The organism is Gardnerella sp. KA00255, assembly GCF_049244095.1.
GTDB lineage: Bacteria > Actinomycetota > Actinomycetes > Actinomycetales > Bifidobacteriaceae > Bifidobacterium > Bifidobacterium vaginale_F.
In genome coordinates this window covers 1,031,187-1,046,656 of record NZ_CP058374.1, presented here as the reverse complement: position 1 = coordinate 1,046,656, position 15,470 = coordinate 1,031,187, and the positions used below count along the sequence as shown (strand labels likewise).

Genomic DNA, 15,470 nt, shown 5'->3' with positions numbered 1-15,470 from the left:
TTTCATCATGCTTATGCGTTATGAATCATAAAATTACATAAGCTTGATTATTAAGCTTGATTATTAATTGTTTTATAAAAATATAAAAGATATAAAGATATAAAAGATATAAAAATTGAGGTATCCTAAGAATTTCTTAAGATACCTCAACTTTTTTCTGGTTTTATTTTAGAACTATCTAGTAACTAATAAGTTACCAAAGAATCATTCCACTGCTAATTTTAAAACTATGAGTAGAAAAATCAAGAAGCATAAAGAATGTCTACCACAAAGTACAGTGTGGAGTTCGCAGGAATCGTTACTTTTCCTTGCGCATCCTTCTTGTCTTCCTTACCGTAACCATCTTCTGGTGGAATTACCAAAAGAACTCGGGATCCCACTTTCTTACCAGCTAAACCTTTAGTCCATCCTGGGATTACCTGTCCGTCGAGTGAGAAATCTGCAGGTGTTCCGCGTGTCCATGATGAATCAAACTGGTGTAGCTTGCCGTCCTTATCTGTAGTCCATCCAGAGTAATGAGCGCTGACTGTGCTTTTCGCGCTCACCTCTTTGCCAGTTCCTTCAATCAAAGTTTGAGAAACAAGCTTTCCGTCTGGCACGTAGTTATTTTTATCTAAGCTTGGGGCTCCAGATTTATCAAGAGTTACTTTCGGCAAATTTGCTGGAATATCGGTAACTGCTTTACCTTCTGCTTTAGTTAAAGATTTTTGAGTAGAAACAATCGTCAAAACTATTACGTAAGAAGGATTCTTACCCTCGCCTTTTATACCAAAAGCAATAGTGCTATTTATTTTTCTACCTTTAAGCAGAGCATAATATTGAGGACTCGTATAATTCTTTTTAATTACCAAAGAGCAATCTTGACCATTAGGCTTATCCCAAGTGCTCATTATTTTTTTGCCATCTTTAGCAGAATAAACAGTTCCCTGTGTGCAAACACGGTCGCCTTCGTTAATTGCTTTTCCGTTTCCCTTTTGCAAAATAGCATAGGAATTCTTCTCGAAATTAAGTGGAGTCTTTAAAGTAACCTCAGGCATTTTACCTAGGGTTCCTTTGGCCTCTACGCCTGACATCACGTGCATTCCTGCTGCGTCTGCCTTAGAATCGGATTGGCTATTATTATTCTCTCCGCAGGATGCTAATCCTGCACACATTACGACTGCGCTAAAAATTGCTACAGCGCGTGTAATCAAAGATTTTTGTATATTAGTTTTCTTCATAGGCTTCACACTACAGCGTGATATTGATTTTATGTAATAAATTTGATTCGTAATATGTTATGTCTACAAAATTTTAGAGAAAATAAATAAAATTAATTGAAGATATTTATATATTGAGTGAGTCGTGTAGCATAAATTAATACTTGCAAAATATGTGTAAAATATTGGTATTTTAAGTCTTAATATTGGGATTTTAAAACTTGAGATAAGTAATATAACAAGCAAAAAATACACATAATACGAAAAGATAGTAAAATAGAAACGATATGGCAATTTTGTAAAGCAATAACGAAAGAAAAGAGTATTTATGCAAAAAGTAACAATGCGCGCTAAGATCATGCGTGGGATTGTAGCTCCTCTTTTTGTTGCGCTTGCCATAGTGAGTATTGTTTTAGGCGTACTTAATTCAACTATCTGGAAGCCAGATCCAGTTATAAACGCATATGGTCACATAGTAGGTAAACGTTATATTATGACTGATCCTGGCGTTATGAATATGGTTGATAATCATGTGCGAATCGATGTTGCTGTAGAAGGTACGCATAAGCCTGTTTGTATTGCATCGGCTTTAGCGAAAGACGCGCGAGGATGGGTATCGGGGTATCCTGTTCAAAGAATTACGGGTTTGAAAGATTGGAATAAACTTTCTTCTATACCTCAAGATGCTGAGGGTGATAAGGATCCTAATTCAAATAATGATTCGTCATCAAATGTAAGTAAGAGCAAATCTGATTCTAAGGATTCTGCTTCAGATGCGTCTAATAAAAATAAGGATGTTTCCTTTGAGAATTCAGACTTGTGGGAGCAAAGATCTTGCCAAGCAGGTATAGCAAGATTATCTGTTAATCTTTCAGATTTTATTCAATCTCGTTCTGGCGTATATATGCATACTGAGTCAGGTAAGCGGGATGCAGATGGAGTCGAAGCCTCAATAAGCCAGAAAAGTGGACGTACAAATTCATCAGATAACACTAGTGCTTTGCGCTCGCAATTGTCTAAAAGAGTATTTCTTATTGATTTAGGAGATAACTCAAAGAATGCGTATATTGAAATGCGTTGGCGCAGGCATTCTGTTCCTAATTTTGCAACTCCTTTGTATTTTATTGGAGCTTTATTTATTGTTATGGCAGTGCTTTCTGCAACCTTATTCTCAATGGCGCCTCATAAAAGGCGTAATAAGCGCTTTGTTGCAAGCAGATCGGGAGCCTTGGAATCTGAAAATAAGCGTGAAGAAGTTAGTATTTCAGAAGCGTTTGCTGGTACTTTTGTTGAATTGTTTGGTTCGCGGCGAAAGAAGAAATCATCTGGTTCTCATGCGCGTCATGGTGCTCATGCTCGTAAGGGTAAGAGGAATAATGAAATTAGCGCGGATAAACAAGATGATTTGAAGTATTCAGTTGTGATTAGTGCTGATAATTCTTCTCTTAATAGTGAAAATAATGGTGCTAGTGGAGCTAGTGGAACTAGTGGGGCTAAAAAGTCTTCTGAGAACATTAATCCACATGATTTTAATGATGAAACGAAAGTTATAAGTAGGGATGAATTGCAATCTTACTTTGCTCGTTTTGCTCAGGAAACTTATGAGGATTCTAATACTGACTTTTCTGGGGAGGAAGAAACAGGTGAAAATGCTGTTATCGGTAAGGATGCTGTTCGTAAATTAGTTAATAATGCTGATTTATCTGTTATACAAAATGGCAATAACGGTAGCAATAATCTGAATGACGGCAATAGCGGTAATGGCGGCAATGGTGGAACCGACGATAACGACAATGATGAAGATAATGGCGATGCTTTAGACGATAAGTCTGAATCTGAGTCTGAATCTGATGATGTTTCTTCAAGGAATAAAAATAGCGTCAAAGATGGCTCGCAATACAGGTCAAAAAATAATTCCCGTAAGCGCGATAAGAAAATTCAGTGGCCTTCTAGAAAATACAATAGCTCAAGGCAAAATAACACTAGCGAAGATAAGCGCAACACTGGTGAAGATAAGCGCAATAATAGCGTGAATACAAGCAATACTAGTTCTTCAAATAATGATTCAGACAATCAGAATCAAAGGAATAATCGAAATAATCGACGTACTTTCGTTAAATACAGAAAAGATAATTACCGATTAAGAAATAAGCGTAGAAGCCGCAATTCATCAGAAAATGATGGGGAGTAGTTGAGTATGCGTAATAAAAAACAAGTTAATAACAATACATATGGAAATATATCTAAAAATATATCTAAAAATATTGTGAGTAAAGCGTTTTTTAGAACGGTTACTTCAGCTCTTGCTTCTTCATTAGTTTTGAGCCCAGTTTTATGCTTATCTGCGTGCGATGGTCAAGTTCCTAAGCCTGTAGAAAGTCAGACTTCTAAAGAGCAGCCTGATTTAACAATGATTAAGGAGAAAGACATACGTTTTCGTGTTTTGTGTGCTCTTGAGCGCGCAAACGATGAGAAAAATGTTGATGGCTTAGATGAATATTTAAGCGGACCTGCGCTAGATGTGCGTACAAGTGAATTAACAGTAGCTAAAAAAATAGGCAAGTTGGATCCTAAAACCACTATTCCTAGAGAAGTAGCTCAGACGATTGTTCCAACTAATTCTTCATGGCCACGCGATGTCATGACTATTACTACTACGACTAAAGATCAGCAATCTAAGAGACTTCTAGTATTTAGACAAGATCGTGCTCGTACGAATTACAAATTGTGGGCTGTTGCGCGATTATTCCCAGGCGTTCATTTGCCTAAATTTGCTGTACCTTCTATAGGCTCTTCAATGGGCAAAGAAAACGATTCGGGGTTGATTATGACTCCGCGTGATGCAGTTGCCGCATATGCTGATGTTTTGCAAAATAATGATAATAGTAAATTTGCTAAACGTTTTTCTAATGATTATTTACGTCAAAAGTTAACTGAGCTTTCAAAAACAGTTCAGGAAGGAATGGAACGTAATAAGGGCACGCAAAATCAAACTTTTACTCCTTCTGCAGACGTTATTAGCGTAATGCGTTCAACCGATGGCAGTGATTTAGTAGTTGCTAGGATTGATTCGGTATGGATTCGTAAAGCTGGGGAAGGAAGGGAATCGCGTCCTGCTTCAGATGAAGAAAAAGCGCTTTTCGGCAATTCTAATCCAAAAAGTACCATGCGGGTTACTTATGTGAATGTAATCGCGCTTGTTATACCTCCTGCTGGTTCAAATATGAAAATTACTCCTGTTGGTGCCGAGCGTCAGCCTATTAAGGTAGAAGCACTTTAGTTAAAAGTAAAATAGCTGTTATATGAAAACGAGGCAAATATGGTGAATGAGAATGCACAAGGTATGAATCCTGGCATGTTTTCGCTTGCTGGAGCAGTGGATTTAGAAGGTGTAAAACGTAGGGTTGAAGCTCAAGCAAAGCAGTCAGAAAAGTTGGCTGCTGGTGGAAGTGTTCCTAGTGCACCAAAAGCTGGTGGATATGTTATTGATGTAAACGATCAGTCGTTCCAAGCTATGGTGCAAACGTCTGTAAGTTTCCCTATTATTCTTTTGCTTTGGCAGTCAAATGATGAAGCTTGTTATGACGTTGCTTCTAAATTGGCAGATGCGGTTAATTCACTTGACGGCCGTATGCAACTTGCGCGAATTGATGTAGATGATTCTCCTTCAATTGCACAGGCTTTGCGCGCTCAAGATTTTCCTGCTGTGTATGGTTTAGTTGCTGGAAGGCCTATGCCGATTGTTCAAGGTTTGCCAACTGATGAGGAAATGCAGCAGATTTGCACTGTTATTTTGCCAAAGCTTGTGCAAGTTGCGGAACAATCAGGTGTTGCTGGAACGGCTCCGTATATGGATAATAATGCTTCGGATTCTGCTGATAATTCTGCTGATGCTTCTGCTAATGCTTCTGGTAATGCTGGAAATTCTGATAATTTTGGAAAATCGGAAGAATTTGCGAATTCAGAAGATGCGAATGATTCGGAAAATATTCCTCCTGCTCACGCTCGTGCTCATGAATTGGCTAAGCAAGGGGATTATGAAGCAGCTGCACGTGAGTATGAGAAGCTAGTTGAAGCAGATCCACATGATTTGTTGGCTTCCAGTGAACATGCTAAAGCATTGCTTTTGGCTCGCAATGTTAATACGAACGTTGCTGAAGTTCGTAAAGCTGCTGGAGATAATCCTGGATCTGTTGATGCTCAGTTAGCAGTTGCTGATGTAGATATGATTGACGGTCATATTGATGATGCTTTTGGCAGATTGCTTGATTTCTTGGCTGAAGGGCATAAATCTGATGCGGATACTATTCGTGCCAGAATGTTGGAATATTTTGCAATGTTGCCTGCTGATGATGAGCGTTTGAAGCGTGCTCGTCGCAGACTCTCAATTTTGCTTTATTAATAAGATAAGAAAAAGCCGAGAGCCACAACAATCGTGAGAAATTTGTGTGATTCCCGGCTTTAGTAGCGGGGCATGGATTTGAACCATGGACCTCTGTGTATTCTGTTCGTATTCTTGCTGCTCTTGAAGAAGTGTTGCCGTTTCATTCTGAATTTCTAGCGATGGCTTGTCAATAAAAGAGATGGGAACTGGTTTTAATAATTTGTCCCAATCCACATCTGATTCTTTGAGCGTATTCATCCAGTATGATGCCATGGTGCTGTTCTCATTGATAGTCAGGTAGCCTGTAGAAATCATACGTGGCAGTGTGATTTCAAGGAGAGAGATGAACTCTCTATCGGCGAGGGCTTGTGCTTCTAACTGCTCAACATGTTCACGTAAAGCTTTGAAATCTTTTTCTCTTTCATAATCTTTGAGAGTGAGTTGAGCATACGCATAATCGCGCGCCTGATCGCGAAGACGCTGAGTGCGTTCTTTGCATGCCATTACACGGCAGTAGCCACTACAAAACTTCTTATGCTTTGCGCGCTTATCAGTGATAGTGAATGATTTGTTACAGCGTTCACACTGACGAGTAATAGGTTCCATTTTCTCTCCTAAAGTGCTCATTAGTCCTCCTTTCTCTACCTGTACCTACTTAATAATGAGAAAGTAAAAAAGTTTTCTTTGATATAAAGAAAATCTCAAAGGCGTTATATAACGCCTTAAAACTCTTAAAGCCTTGAAATTATTGGCGTGAGCCAATAAAAACACCCGAAGGGTGCATTGGTTCCTTAAAATTAAAAAACTTTTATTTTTATGTTTCTGAAGAAAAATCTGTGGATAGTTTTAAGAAAAAATGGGTTAAAGTGTGGAGTGATTTTATGAAAAATTCTTAGAAGAATTTTTCATAAAAGAGAAGAAAAATTTTTGAAGAACCCTAGAACCTTTTTATGAAAACAGTGCCACGGAAAATCACGCGCACAAGAAACCACAGAGCCAAGCAAAACACGAGCAAAAATTTTATAGGGATAAAAGAAAATTGCCTCGACTTGTTTACTAAGTCGAGGCAAAATAAGATTTTTGTTTTTACAGTTCGTCGAGTTCATTCATGTGCTGTGCCATGTAGTCAGCGAGCCAGTTCATGCCGTAGGCTTCTTCAAAGGATTCGAGCAAGAGTGATAAGTCTGTATGGAATCCGTAACTGTGGAGAGTATCTTGTGCTTGTTTTACTGATGTGAGTTTGAGCCTGCGAATAATTTCAGCGCTATCGTGTTTGTCTCTTTCTCTGCCACTTTCTAGTTTCATACCAAGGATATAATCAAGCGGCGGCATGAGCACGGTAAGATGAGAGAATTGAAAAACAGGAGTGCAAATTTTGCGCGGTGGGATGCGGTTCATGTTCGCAACAGAATTATTAAGCCATAATTCATCTGGCTCGTTCGCGTTATATTTCTCACCGACCTGTTGAATTATGTTTCTGATTTTTTCATTTTCTGTATAGAAGGCATCAACGTCTTGCGTGCCTCGAAGATTGTAATACTCAAGAACGAAACCACCAGCACAAATAATTTCGAGTGTGATATTTTCGTTCGCAAGATTGTCATTGAGTTCAGCGAACAGTGGTGTCTTGTCCATAACGTCCTTCTTTGAAAAGTTGCAGAATATTTTTTGGTTGTGCTCTACGATTCGCTTGGAGCACGTGCTCTCTTGTGTGTGTGCCGTCAGTGAGTGCGTCTTGCAATGTTATTTTTTGGAAGGGAGTCAGCACGGTGCTGTTGAGTAACCGTGTGACATCATCACTGGTGAGTTTCGTGCCATTGTCTTGAATAACTTTGTACAGGTAGCGGAACCATAAATCCCCATCTCGTTCGCTATTCTTACTTGCTTGAATCATATACTCGTACCACGTGTGCATGTGTCGTCTCCTTCTGTGTATTACCTGATTCTTATTCTAATCGGACAACACACAAACTTTTAGTATGCTAGGCATAGGCATAAGCCGCTTGCCTTATCGAAGGTGAATGCTCTGCCACCGTCTTCAACTTCGGAACAATTCTGGGCAAGAAGTTCAATATCGATACTGTGATAGAGAAGCGAATAAGGAAGCTCACTATGCTGGGCAAGTTTGGGAGTTATCCACGTCTCGCTAAAGTCTTCAAACCATTCTTCGACATCGCACACGGTAAAGCAGTCAATTTCGTCAATGGTGTGGTGCGCGTCGAACCAATCTTTGAATTGTGGATATTCTTCGAGTACGTTTTCGATGTCGCTCCCGTCATACCATGTGCACATTTCATCTCTCCTTTTCCTCGGGGTGTCTGTGACATTTTTTTGTTCAAGTTCCTTGAACACTGAAGACATATCGCCGTGAAGTGACGTAGCGCATAAGCTGCGCGTGGACCTTTAGGGACATCGCGGGCGTTGCGTGGAGGAACGTGGCGATAGGATCGTAAGTGTCAAGGAAATTGACAAACCTTAAAGAAAATTTTTTGTACACCGCAGGTGTTCCATACGAAAAAGAATGGTTGTACACGCTTTAGCGTGTGCAACACAATATTCCTGTCTATTGAGTCGTCAAGTACATACGAAATAGGGGTGAAGAATATGAATCCTTCACCCCATGTGCTTTTATAGGTTTTAGTCTGTGGTGGTGTAATAGTAGTCAAGCTGGTCGCTTGTGAAGTTATCTTCGCACCATGCTGCCAGGGTCGTATACAGGTCGTTGTATACACGTGCTTTATCCTCGTTGTAGAAATGGTATTGCCAGATTTTATTGTTCAACACCATGACAAGCTCGGTCATCATTTTGTAATTGCTGTGCCACTCATTAAAAGCGCGCTGGTAAGTATCTTCGATAGCGTCGAGACCAAATGCTTCTGCTATGGTGAAGTCTTCCCAGAAAGTAGTGATTGGCGTGTACCCGTAGTCTTTGAGTGGATTGTAGATTTGTGGCATAGTGATTGTGGTGCTCATTGTGTTTTCCTTTCAAAAAGTGGGGAGAAGAGGCTTTTCTCTTCCCCGTTGTGTTTGTTTTGATGATTGCGTTTCACGTCCTGCCGGTGGATGCGTTTCACACCCTCGGGGTGCTTGACCCAGCTCGCGCGGCCGAAACAATTTATTGTTGAGAGACGCTCGGATGGGTTGACATGCGTCCGCTGGTAGGGCGAGCATTCATCGGTAAAACAAACACGGGTAGAGAAAACACGTGCTCCAGCTATGAAAAGGAAAAGAGTGAGCAGTCGCTCTTACTGAATGCGCATAATCTCCTCACTCTTATAAGTACACGGGCAGAGTAGCTGATGGTTTTGCGAAGGATAATAGTGCAGAGGATTGTGTGGTAGAAAAAGATTGTGTTCCATGCGTGCAGGGGTGGGTGCGGCTCATACACGTGTGATGGAGAGTGAATGTGTAGAAACTATTCTTCTGGCACCACTCTTACCAGTAGCGCGTAGACGTGTATGCGTGTGCTCAACCTATCGGTTGTGGGGTGTGCTTGTATATCCATCTGTATGAGCGTATTAATAGTGCATGGTTCCAGGTCTTTGGCTTATCGTCATGGGCATTCTTGTGAGAAGAAAACCGACACGAAAGCGTAGGCTGGCTTATACAAGAGAAATGAAAAGGTGGTGGAGCACCCACCTTTTTCGTGAGTGTTCCACCACGAGGGCTTTAGTGACCCATGTTGATAGACCAGTAGCGTTTCTCGTCTTCACGAGCATGCGTGCCTTGAGGGTCGTCAGGATTGAAGTACGCGTTGCTGAAGGTATTGATGCGCACACCGTACCGGCCTGGAATGTTCGTGTAATAGCCTGGCTGGGTGCGCTTACCCTTGAGCAGCGTATGGTGGCGCAAGTCGAAGAGAGTGACTGTTTTAGAGGTGACGTGAATGACTTCGTAATAATCCCAGTTGGTTTGGTCATACCCCCATGTTGCTACGAGGATGTCACCTTCCATAGCGCCGTGCACGTTAATGGAGTTGCGGGTTACTGGTGCTTCGAGTGTGGTAGTCATAATAATCCTTTCCGTTAAAAGTGAAACAGTGGTTGTTTCGCTTGGGTTTTCTTTTGTTGATGATTGCGGTTCACGCTACGACTGGCGGCATATGTCACACCCCTTGTGGGTGCGTGACCTGGCACGCGTGGCTGCAACGTAAGTGAAAGACACGACGGACAGGTTGACATATGTCGCTAGGCGCAGCGAGCATTCATCGGTAAACAAAAGAAGGCCTAAGCGGTAAACAGCCACTCACATTTTTTAAGGAAGGAAGTATTGTCTTACCACACGAGGCGCCTCGTATGCGTAATCCTTAGCTAAGTGCATAGATGCAAGGAAAAGGCCATGTCAGCGTGTGGGGTGTGAGAGAAACTATCAAGATGAGAAAGTAAGAAGGGCTACCCTAATGGGTAACCCTTCTAGTGGTATAGCGGTGCGTTTAGATGTGGTAGTCGCCGGTTACTGTAGTCATGATGTACAGGTCACGATAGTGAGGGTCGAGATAGTCAAGGCTACTTTCAAGGACTGTCCATGATAAGTTTGACGGGTTCATGATGATAATACGAGTAGTCGCATACGGTTGTGTAAGACGACGGTAGTCACGCATGACATGCCTGTCTAGCTCACTGTGCGCACCGTAGTGTGGCATGTACCCGTAATCGGTTACGATTCGTGCAGCGTGGTGGAATGTTTCCGCAGCTTCATGTGCAAGACTATTCATCTTTTCACTATCAGCGTGTAGGTGAACGATACCGTCATTCTTACTGGTAAGCGTGTATGGCATGTACTGTATTTCCAAGTCGACGATATCGCGTGGATTGTTCCATGTGTCGATGAAGTCAACATAGTCAGCTTCATCGGCTATGTCTTTTTCGAGGGTAAGGGGATCGACCGACTGGAGAAAAGTGGCGATGAGGTTGTCGTAGCTGGCATATTTTTTGAGTGCTTCGATAGCGTCTTTTTCACTGGTGAACGAGTAGAGAATGCTGGAGTGTCCCATAATAATTGTCCTTTCTTATGTGTGTCACTGTGTGCGTGACAAGCGTTAAGCAGCACACAACCCGTTGCCATAAGACACTCCGCCACCCCTCTAAAAATGATATGGGTTCTTGTGGGGCGCGCCCACACCCGTGGAAAGGCTTCCCTGTCTGCAATTTTTGCAGGCATGGGGAGCCTGAAAAACGATGGTGTCTGGCGCGAACTGCAAGAATCCTTATCGGGGTGGTGTGTGTGGATTGTGGTGGGTGTGTGCTTGTCTTGGCGCTGGCACGCACAAAGCTCATGTGGGGCGGCCGGGGTGCAGCATCTTTGCTGCACCCGTGTCATACAGACAACCCTTTAAGGGTTGGCATTAGCCCCACATGATATATAGGTCAGGAATATATGAGTAATGGTCGATCTCACGTGCGGTAATGTCGACCATTTCCATTTTGGTGGTGGTTGGTTTTCTATCAAAGGACAAGCCAACCACCCGATTTTTGGTCCCTTAGAGGGTGTTTACGCGTATGCAGGTTCTTTATATACTATGCCTTCTTTGTTCTTGTGATCTTTGGATGTTTCCTCTTCGTTTTCCTCTAGTGGACGTAGTGAGAGACTAAACCCGAGATTGTCAAGAACACGCATAAGAGTATCTAAACGTGGGTTGCCTTTGCCGGAAAGGATTTGATACAAGCTTTCGCGTGGAATTCCGGAACGCTGCGCAAGCTTTGTCATTCCCTCAGATTTTGCTACTTCGCCTAGTGCTTGAGTAAAGAAGTGCGCATCGTTAGCTTCTAATGCCGCATTAAGGAAATAAATGATAGATTCTGGGTCGGTTAGATAGTTTTGAATATCGAATTCTCGTGTCTTTACCATTGTCCTGCTTCTTTCATGTCTTTAAGGAGAGCGTCTGCTTTCTTGATATCCTTGTCTTGTGTGGATTTGTCTCCACCAAAGACAAGGAGAACTATCTTGTCTTGTTTTTGGGCGAAATACACGCGATACCCTGCATCGATATGGAATCGTGCTTCTTTGAGTTCGCCATGTATGGTTTTAACGTCTCCGAAAACCATGCTCTCATTTTTCCACTGGAAGAGTCGAGAGCCGATAGCTAGTTGAGCTCGTCTATTTTTAAGCTTTTCTAGCCATTTTGTAAATTCTTCTGTTTCTATTATTCTCACACATCAATTGTAAGATATTTCTTACAGTTTGTCAATCTGAAGCAATAAGAGCGCGGGTCTCTCTACCTTTCTTCTAGGTAGAGAGACCCGCACTCTTTAACTTAAACTACAGCCTTTAGAATGGCATATCACCTGGGTCGTAACCAGTCATCCAATCGTCCTCTGATGAGGCTGGTTGTTCTGGAGCAGCTACAGGTGTGGTGTCGCGGTTTTGCCGCATAGCGAGCAGTGCGATATTGGTTGTAAGGTTTTCAGCATTAAAACTGACTTGGGCGTGGGCTTTGCCGTCTTTGCCTATCCATGCGGATGGGCGTGGATCGAACCGGCCTATCGCAATGACGGGCATGCCTTTACCCAGTTGCCCATTGTTCCATAGGGTTTCGAGGATTTCCGCAGACCTACCGAATATTTTTACCTGGATGAAGTCTGCTGGTCCGTCGACCCACTGCCCATTTTCCTGGCGTCTGTTTTGTGATGCGATGGTCAATTGGAGCATAGCGCGTTTACGGTCTGCTGGCGGGAAGTAGGTGTGATTGTCGGTGAGGTTTCCTTCGATAGTTTGAGCGATGGTCGTTTTCATCATTGTTCTCCTTTTTAGTTGAGGTTGTTGAGGCTTATTTCTGTGACTGGGTTTAAGACTTCGGGTAGGTTTTTGAGCTCATCGAGTCCGAATTGGCTTGTGATACGGTCCAGATCGTATGTGTCGGTCGCGTTGATGATCCACAGGACGCCTTGCGTGTTTCCGAGTTTGGATGCGCGGAATGCTTCAAGACGGTTCAGGATTGCCGCGATGTTTTTCGCTTTTTCTGGGGTGAGGATACTGGTTTTGATGAAGCTTAATTGTGGTGTCCACCCGTTACTGTCATTCATGTCTACGGTGTGGGTGATACGGATGACGAGGCGGACTTTACGTTCTTGTTCACTCATTGCAAGTCTTCTTTCGTCTTATTGTGGTTACTGGTGTATGGTTCTATTCCGTGTGTGGCTGCTATTTCTTTGAGGGATACCCGTTTTTCTGGTATCCAGGCTTGGTAGAAGTAGTAGTGGGCAAAGAATGCCATCATACCGATGACACTGATTGAGCTAAAGATAATAAAGGTTTGCGTGTTTGTAGGGAGAAAACTGTTATAAAGCGCTGCTGCCAGTACGAGGGTTATGGTTACTGCGAGAACGCTTAAGAGTACTGTCCATGCGCGAATAATTGTCTGGTGTTGGCAATTGCGTACTCGACTGCTGTCTTTCCATAATCTATTTGTTTCTGTGTATGCTGTAGCAAGGAGGATCCAGCATGAGATGATACTTGCGAGTATGATTGCCCACTGTGGCATGCCGTGGCCTATTTGTGAGCATAAGGCAGGGGCAGCGGGTGCTAAGACGAGCCATAGAAGGTCACGCTGCCCGTTGTCTAGTGTAAACTCCATGATAATTCTCCTTTTAAGATTCTCTTGTTTTGATGAAGCTTAATTGTGGTGTCCACCCGTTACTGTCATTCATATCGATGGTGTGGGTGATACGGATGACGAGACGGACTTTACGTTCTTGTTCACTCATTCTTGTTCTTTCTTTTCGTTGCTCGTTTTGATTTTTTGATACATGCCACCTGAAAAGTTGCCGATAAGAAATGCAAAGGCTGCGAGAGTAATCGTTCGTATAGTCTGGTTGTCTGATAGTGTTTCTACGAGTACGCAGACGGTCACACTGGTAAAAATTAGTGCGAGTGTGAGTTTTTGCCATCGTGTTTTTGGCGTATGTGTCTTGTTCGCGCTCTCTTGCATGAGATGTGCCATGTAGGTTACAAGACCGCTGTATGCAATAAGTGCATTTATTAGGATGAATGCTGCGAGTATACGAATGAGCATAAAAGACCTTTCTTTGTTGTAGTTTTGGTTATTCTTGGAATAAGGCGGGCTCTAGTTGGGAGACATAGTCTTTATCGAGTGTCCAGTTGTGGATGAAGCGTAGGTCGCACGAGTTTTCGTATGTGTTTTCAAGCTCGCTTATGGGGTGGATGGTGTATCCGGTTTTTGCGCGTCTTGCTCATCTTGTGTGTTTTCGCAGATGTAGATTTTGTGGCATCCGTCGTATGCGAAGCTTGTGCCGGTGACTGGCTTGCTGTTAATTTTCATTCTTGTTTTCCTTTCTACTTGTATATGATTTTTCTTATGGTTTGGTTTTATATAAAAACCCTGGTGTGATTATTTTTCGTTCGTGTTGTTGAACACTGGAAGGGACAAAAACGGAATGCGCTGGAGCCAACCCCTTGCGGGCCCTAGCTTCGCGCGTGTCCGTAACGCGAGTGGAGGACGCGGGGAAGTTGGCGGAAGTGACCCGTTTTTTAGAGTGGGAAGTGTCAAGAACACGTCATAAAAAGCAAAAAATGAGAGTACACCGCAGGTGTTCCATGCGATGATAATGGGTCTGCCGCCATGATAGTGGTGGCAGATTCTTTGTTCTGCTGGTGGCGGCTGGTTCACACATCTTTGTGTGAACTTATGGAAGCATAGTAGCCACCCTTCTCGCGTGGTAATAGCGCGGCTTGCTCCTGGGGGTAATGCCCTAAAATTTATGGAATTTTGTTCAGGGCATGCCCTAGGGGTAAGACGCGCCCCGCGCGGGAGGGTGGCTGCGATAAGCCACCAGGGGCTGGCAGAAAAAGTTGCGCTTCTTTTTCTGCCAGCAAACCCTCTGCTTACTTCTGGCACCAGTGGGGTGTGATGTGGTGAAGGAGCGCTGTAGTAGTGATGCGTGCAAGCCCGTACTTCTCGTCTATCGTGAGTGCTTTCTGGGCTGTGATACGAGCGTTTGTCGTGTCATTTTTCAGCCAATACAAGTATGACAGTGTGCCATAGACTGTGACAGTTTCCCTCTGACTTAATCCTTTAAGTTCCAGCATGGTGGTCAGCAGTGCTATTGCACGATGGATGCGCCGTGTGTCGAGGGTGAAATTGTCATCTCTAAAAACCAGGTCGAGGCTTGAACGCACATAGTGGACAGTTTTCTCAGCGAATGGGTGCTCAACGTTATCGAGGAAGTCTTGCATGGTGCAGCCATGGAAACTATCAATAAGGAACATGTCACGCACGATGAGGAGACTGCTTAATGCTTGGATACCGTAGCGTAGTGTGTTCTCGTCCAATCCTTTCGTGGTAAAGCCTGCTAGGTAGTTGTGGAATGCTACGAGAGCTTCTACCTCTCCTATTAGGAGTGTGACCGTGTGGTCGCTGTTGATGGTAACCATTTTTTTTATCCTTTCCTTGTGTGTTGGTAGTTCCAGGGCAGGCACACCCGTAAACCCACAAGAACACTCCCAGTCCTTGTGCGACGCTCCAGGCTCGACTCCGGTCAGCCCGTGGAACATGTTGTGGAATGGGCTGGCAGGGGTGAGCTTGTTGGGTGGCGTGACAAGGCTGGCGTGTGGTCTTTGGACTGGGTGTGCTAGCCTCTGGGCTACCAACACGAGAAAGTGGGGGCGGCGACCGGTGGCAGCATTCTTGCTGCGCCACAACAGTACAGTCTCCACGAGTGAAACTCGTGGAGACAATAGCCGCCCAGACTTTTTAGTGGATCCGGGTATGGTGCTGATATTTCTTTTAATTCTCATGATGTTAGTCAAAAGAATTTACAGACGGGACATCAGTTATAAATATCCTAGATATAGATGTTGGTGCTATTTGCTCACGGCACAAATGAACACTCTATGACAGATAAAGTATGGTTCACTCGGTTAACTTAGAT

Annotated in this window: 17 protein-coding genes; 3 read left to right on the top strand and 14 right to left on the bottom strand. The window is 43.2% G+C overall.

The genetic code is table 11. The features are described from left to right. Positions 1-242 precede the first annotated feature (242 nt). Positions 243-1,220 (bottom strand): FKBP-type peptidyl-prolyl cis-trans isomerase, encoded by a 978-nt coding sequence (locus HXT51_RS04265; protein ID WP_103084435.1) that lies wholly within the window; start codon positions 1,218-1,220, stop codon positions 243-245. A 307-nt stretch (positions 1,221-1,527) separates the two neighbouring features. On the opposite strand from HXT51_RS04265, the gene HXT51_RS04260 reads away from it, so the two are divergent. From HXT51_RS04260 to HXT51_RS04250, 3 genes are read left to right on the top strand one after another with little or no spacing between them, the layout of a single operon-like run. Continuing rightward, positions 1,528-3,390, top strand: a complete 1,863-nt coding sequence (locus HXT51_RS04260) for a hypothetical protein (RefSeq protein ID WP_103084436.1) — start codon at positions 1,528-1,530, stop codon at positions 3,388-3,390. 6 nt (positions 3,391-3,396) lie between these two features. Further along, positions 3,397-4,479, top strand: a complete 1,083-nt coding sequence (locus tag HXT51_RS04255; protein WP_258004198.1) for a hypothetical protein — start codon at positions 3,397-3,399, stop codon at positions 4,477-4,479. A 39-nt stretch (positions 4,480-4,518) separates the two neighbouring features. Further along, positions 4,519-5,601, top strand: a complete 1,083-nt coding sequence (locus HXT51_RS04250) for a tetratricopeptide repeat protein (protein ID WP_421776247.1) — start codon at positions 4,519-4,521, stop codon at positions 5,599-5,601. On the opposite strand, the gene HXT51_RS04245 is transcribed toward HXT51_RS04250, so the two are convergent. From HXT51_RS04245 to HXT51_RS04185, 13 genes are all read right to left on the bottom strand, one after another. After that, the gene (locus HXT51_RS04245; protein WP_415692381.1) at positions 5,584-6,210 is read right to left on the bottom strand and encodes a hypothetical protein; all 627 of its coding nucleotides are present in this window, start codon (positions 6,208-6,210) and stop codon (positions 5,584-5,586) included. The genes HXT51_RS04250 and HXT51_RS04245 overlap by 18 nt on opposite strands. A 459-nt stretch (positions 6,211-6,669) precedes the next feature. After that, the gene (locus HXT51_RS04240; RefSeq protein WP_016637681.1) at positions 6,670-7,218 is read right to left on the bottom strand and encodes a DUF6036 family nucleotidyltransferase; all 549 of its coding nucleotides are present in this window, start codon (positions 7,216-7,218) and stop codon (positions 6,670-6,672) included. Continuing rightward, a complete protein-coding gene (locus tag HXT51_RS04235; protein WP_421776246.1) occupies positions 7,193-7,477 on the bottom strand; it encodes a hypothetical protein in 285 nt (94 codons plus the stop codon). Before HXT51_RS04235 ends, HXT51_RS04240 begins: the two co-directional genes overlap by 26 nt. Positions 7,478-7,557: 80 nt before the next feature. After that, positions 7,558-7,944, bottom strand: coding sequence for a hypothetical protein (locus tag HXT51_RS04230; RefSeq protein WP_013399331.1), 387 nt, complete (start codon positions 7,942-7,944; stop codon positions 7,558-7,560). A gap of 276 nt (positions 7,945-8,220) precedes the next feature. Next, a complete protein-coding gene (locus tag HXT51_RS04225) occupies positions 8,221-8,556 on the bottom strand; it encodes a hypothetical protein (protein ID WP_009994580.1) in 336 nt (111 codons plus the stop codon). A gap of 696 nt (positions 8,557-9,252) precedes the next feature. After that, positions 9,253-9,594 carry a hypothetical protein gene (locus HXT51_RS04220; protein ID WP_162037913.1) on the bottom strand — a complete coding sequence of 114 codons (342 nt, stop codon included), beginning with the start codon at positions 9,592-9,594 and terminating at the stop codon, positions 9,253-9,255. Positions 9,595-10,015: 421 nt separating this feature from the next. Next, the gene (locus HXT51_RS04215; protein WP_009994577.1) at positions 10,016-10,576 is read right to left on the bottom strand and encodes a hypothetical protein; all 561 of its coding nucleotides are present in this window, start codon (positions 10,574-10,576) and stop codon (positions 10,016-10,018) included. Between the two features lie 497 nt (positions 10,577-11,073). Then, positions 11,074-11,430: an addiction module antidote protein gene (locus HXT51_RS04210; RefSeq protein ID WP_009994576.1), complete on the bottom strand. Its 357-nt coding sequence runs from the start codon at positions 11,428-11,430 to the stop codon at positions 11,074-11,076. Next, a complete protein-coding gene (locus tag HXT51_RS04205; RefSeq protein WP_009994575.1) occupies positions 11,424-11,735 on the bottom strand; it encodes a type II toxin-antitoxin system RelE/ParE family toxin in 312 nt (103 codons plus the stop codon). Before HXT51_RS04205 ends, HXT51_RS04210 begins: the two co-directional genes overlap by 7 nt. A gap of 115 nt (positions 11,736-11,850) precedes the next feature. After that, complete coding sequence (locus HXT51_RS04200; protein WP_013399328.1) at positions 11,851-12,318, bottom strand: single-stranded DNA-binding protein; 468 nt, start codon at positions 12,316-12,318, stop codon at positions 11,851-11,853. Between the two features lie 11 nt (positions 12,319-12,329). Further along, positions 12,330-12,662 (bottom strand): hypothetical protein, encoded by a 333-nt coding sequence (locus HXT51_RS04195; protein WP_009994572.1) that lies wholly within the window; start codon positions 12,660-12,662, stop codon positions 12,330-12,332. Positions 12,663-13,732: 1,070 nt separating this feature from the next. After that, positions 13,733-13,861: a hypothetical protein gene (locus HXT51_RS04190; protein ID WP_421776245.1), complete on the bottom strand. Its 129-nt coding sequence runs from the start codon at positions 13,859-13,861 to the stop codon at positions 13,733-13,735. 563 nt (positions 13,862-14,424) lie between these two features. Then, on the bottom strand, positions 14,425-14,973 hold the full coding sequence (locus HXT51_RS04185; RefSeq protein ID WP_230454556.1) for a hypothetical protein: 549 nt from the start codon (positions 14,971-14,973) through the stop codon (positions 14,425-14,427). Positions 14,974-15,470: the final 497 nt, after the last annotated feature.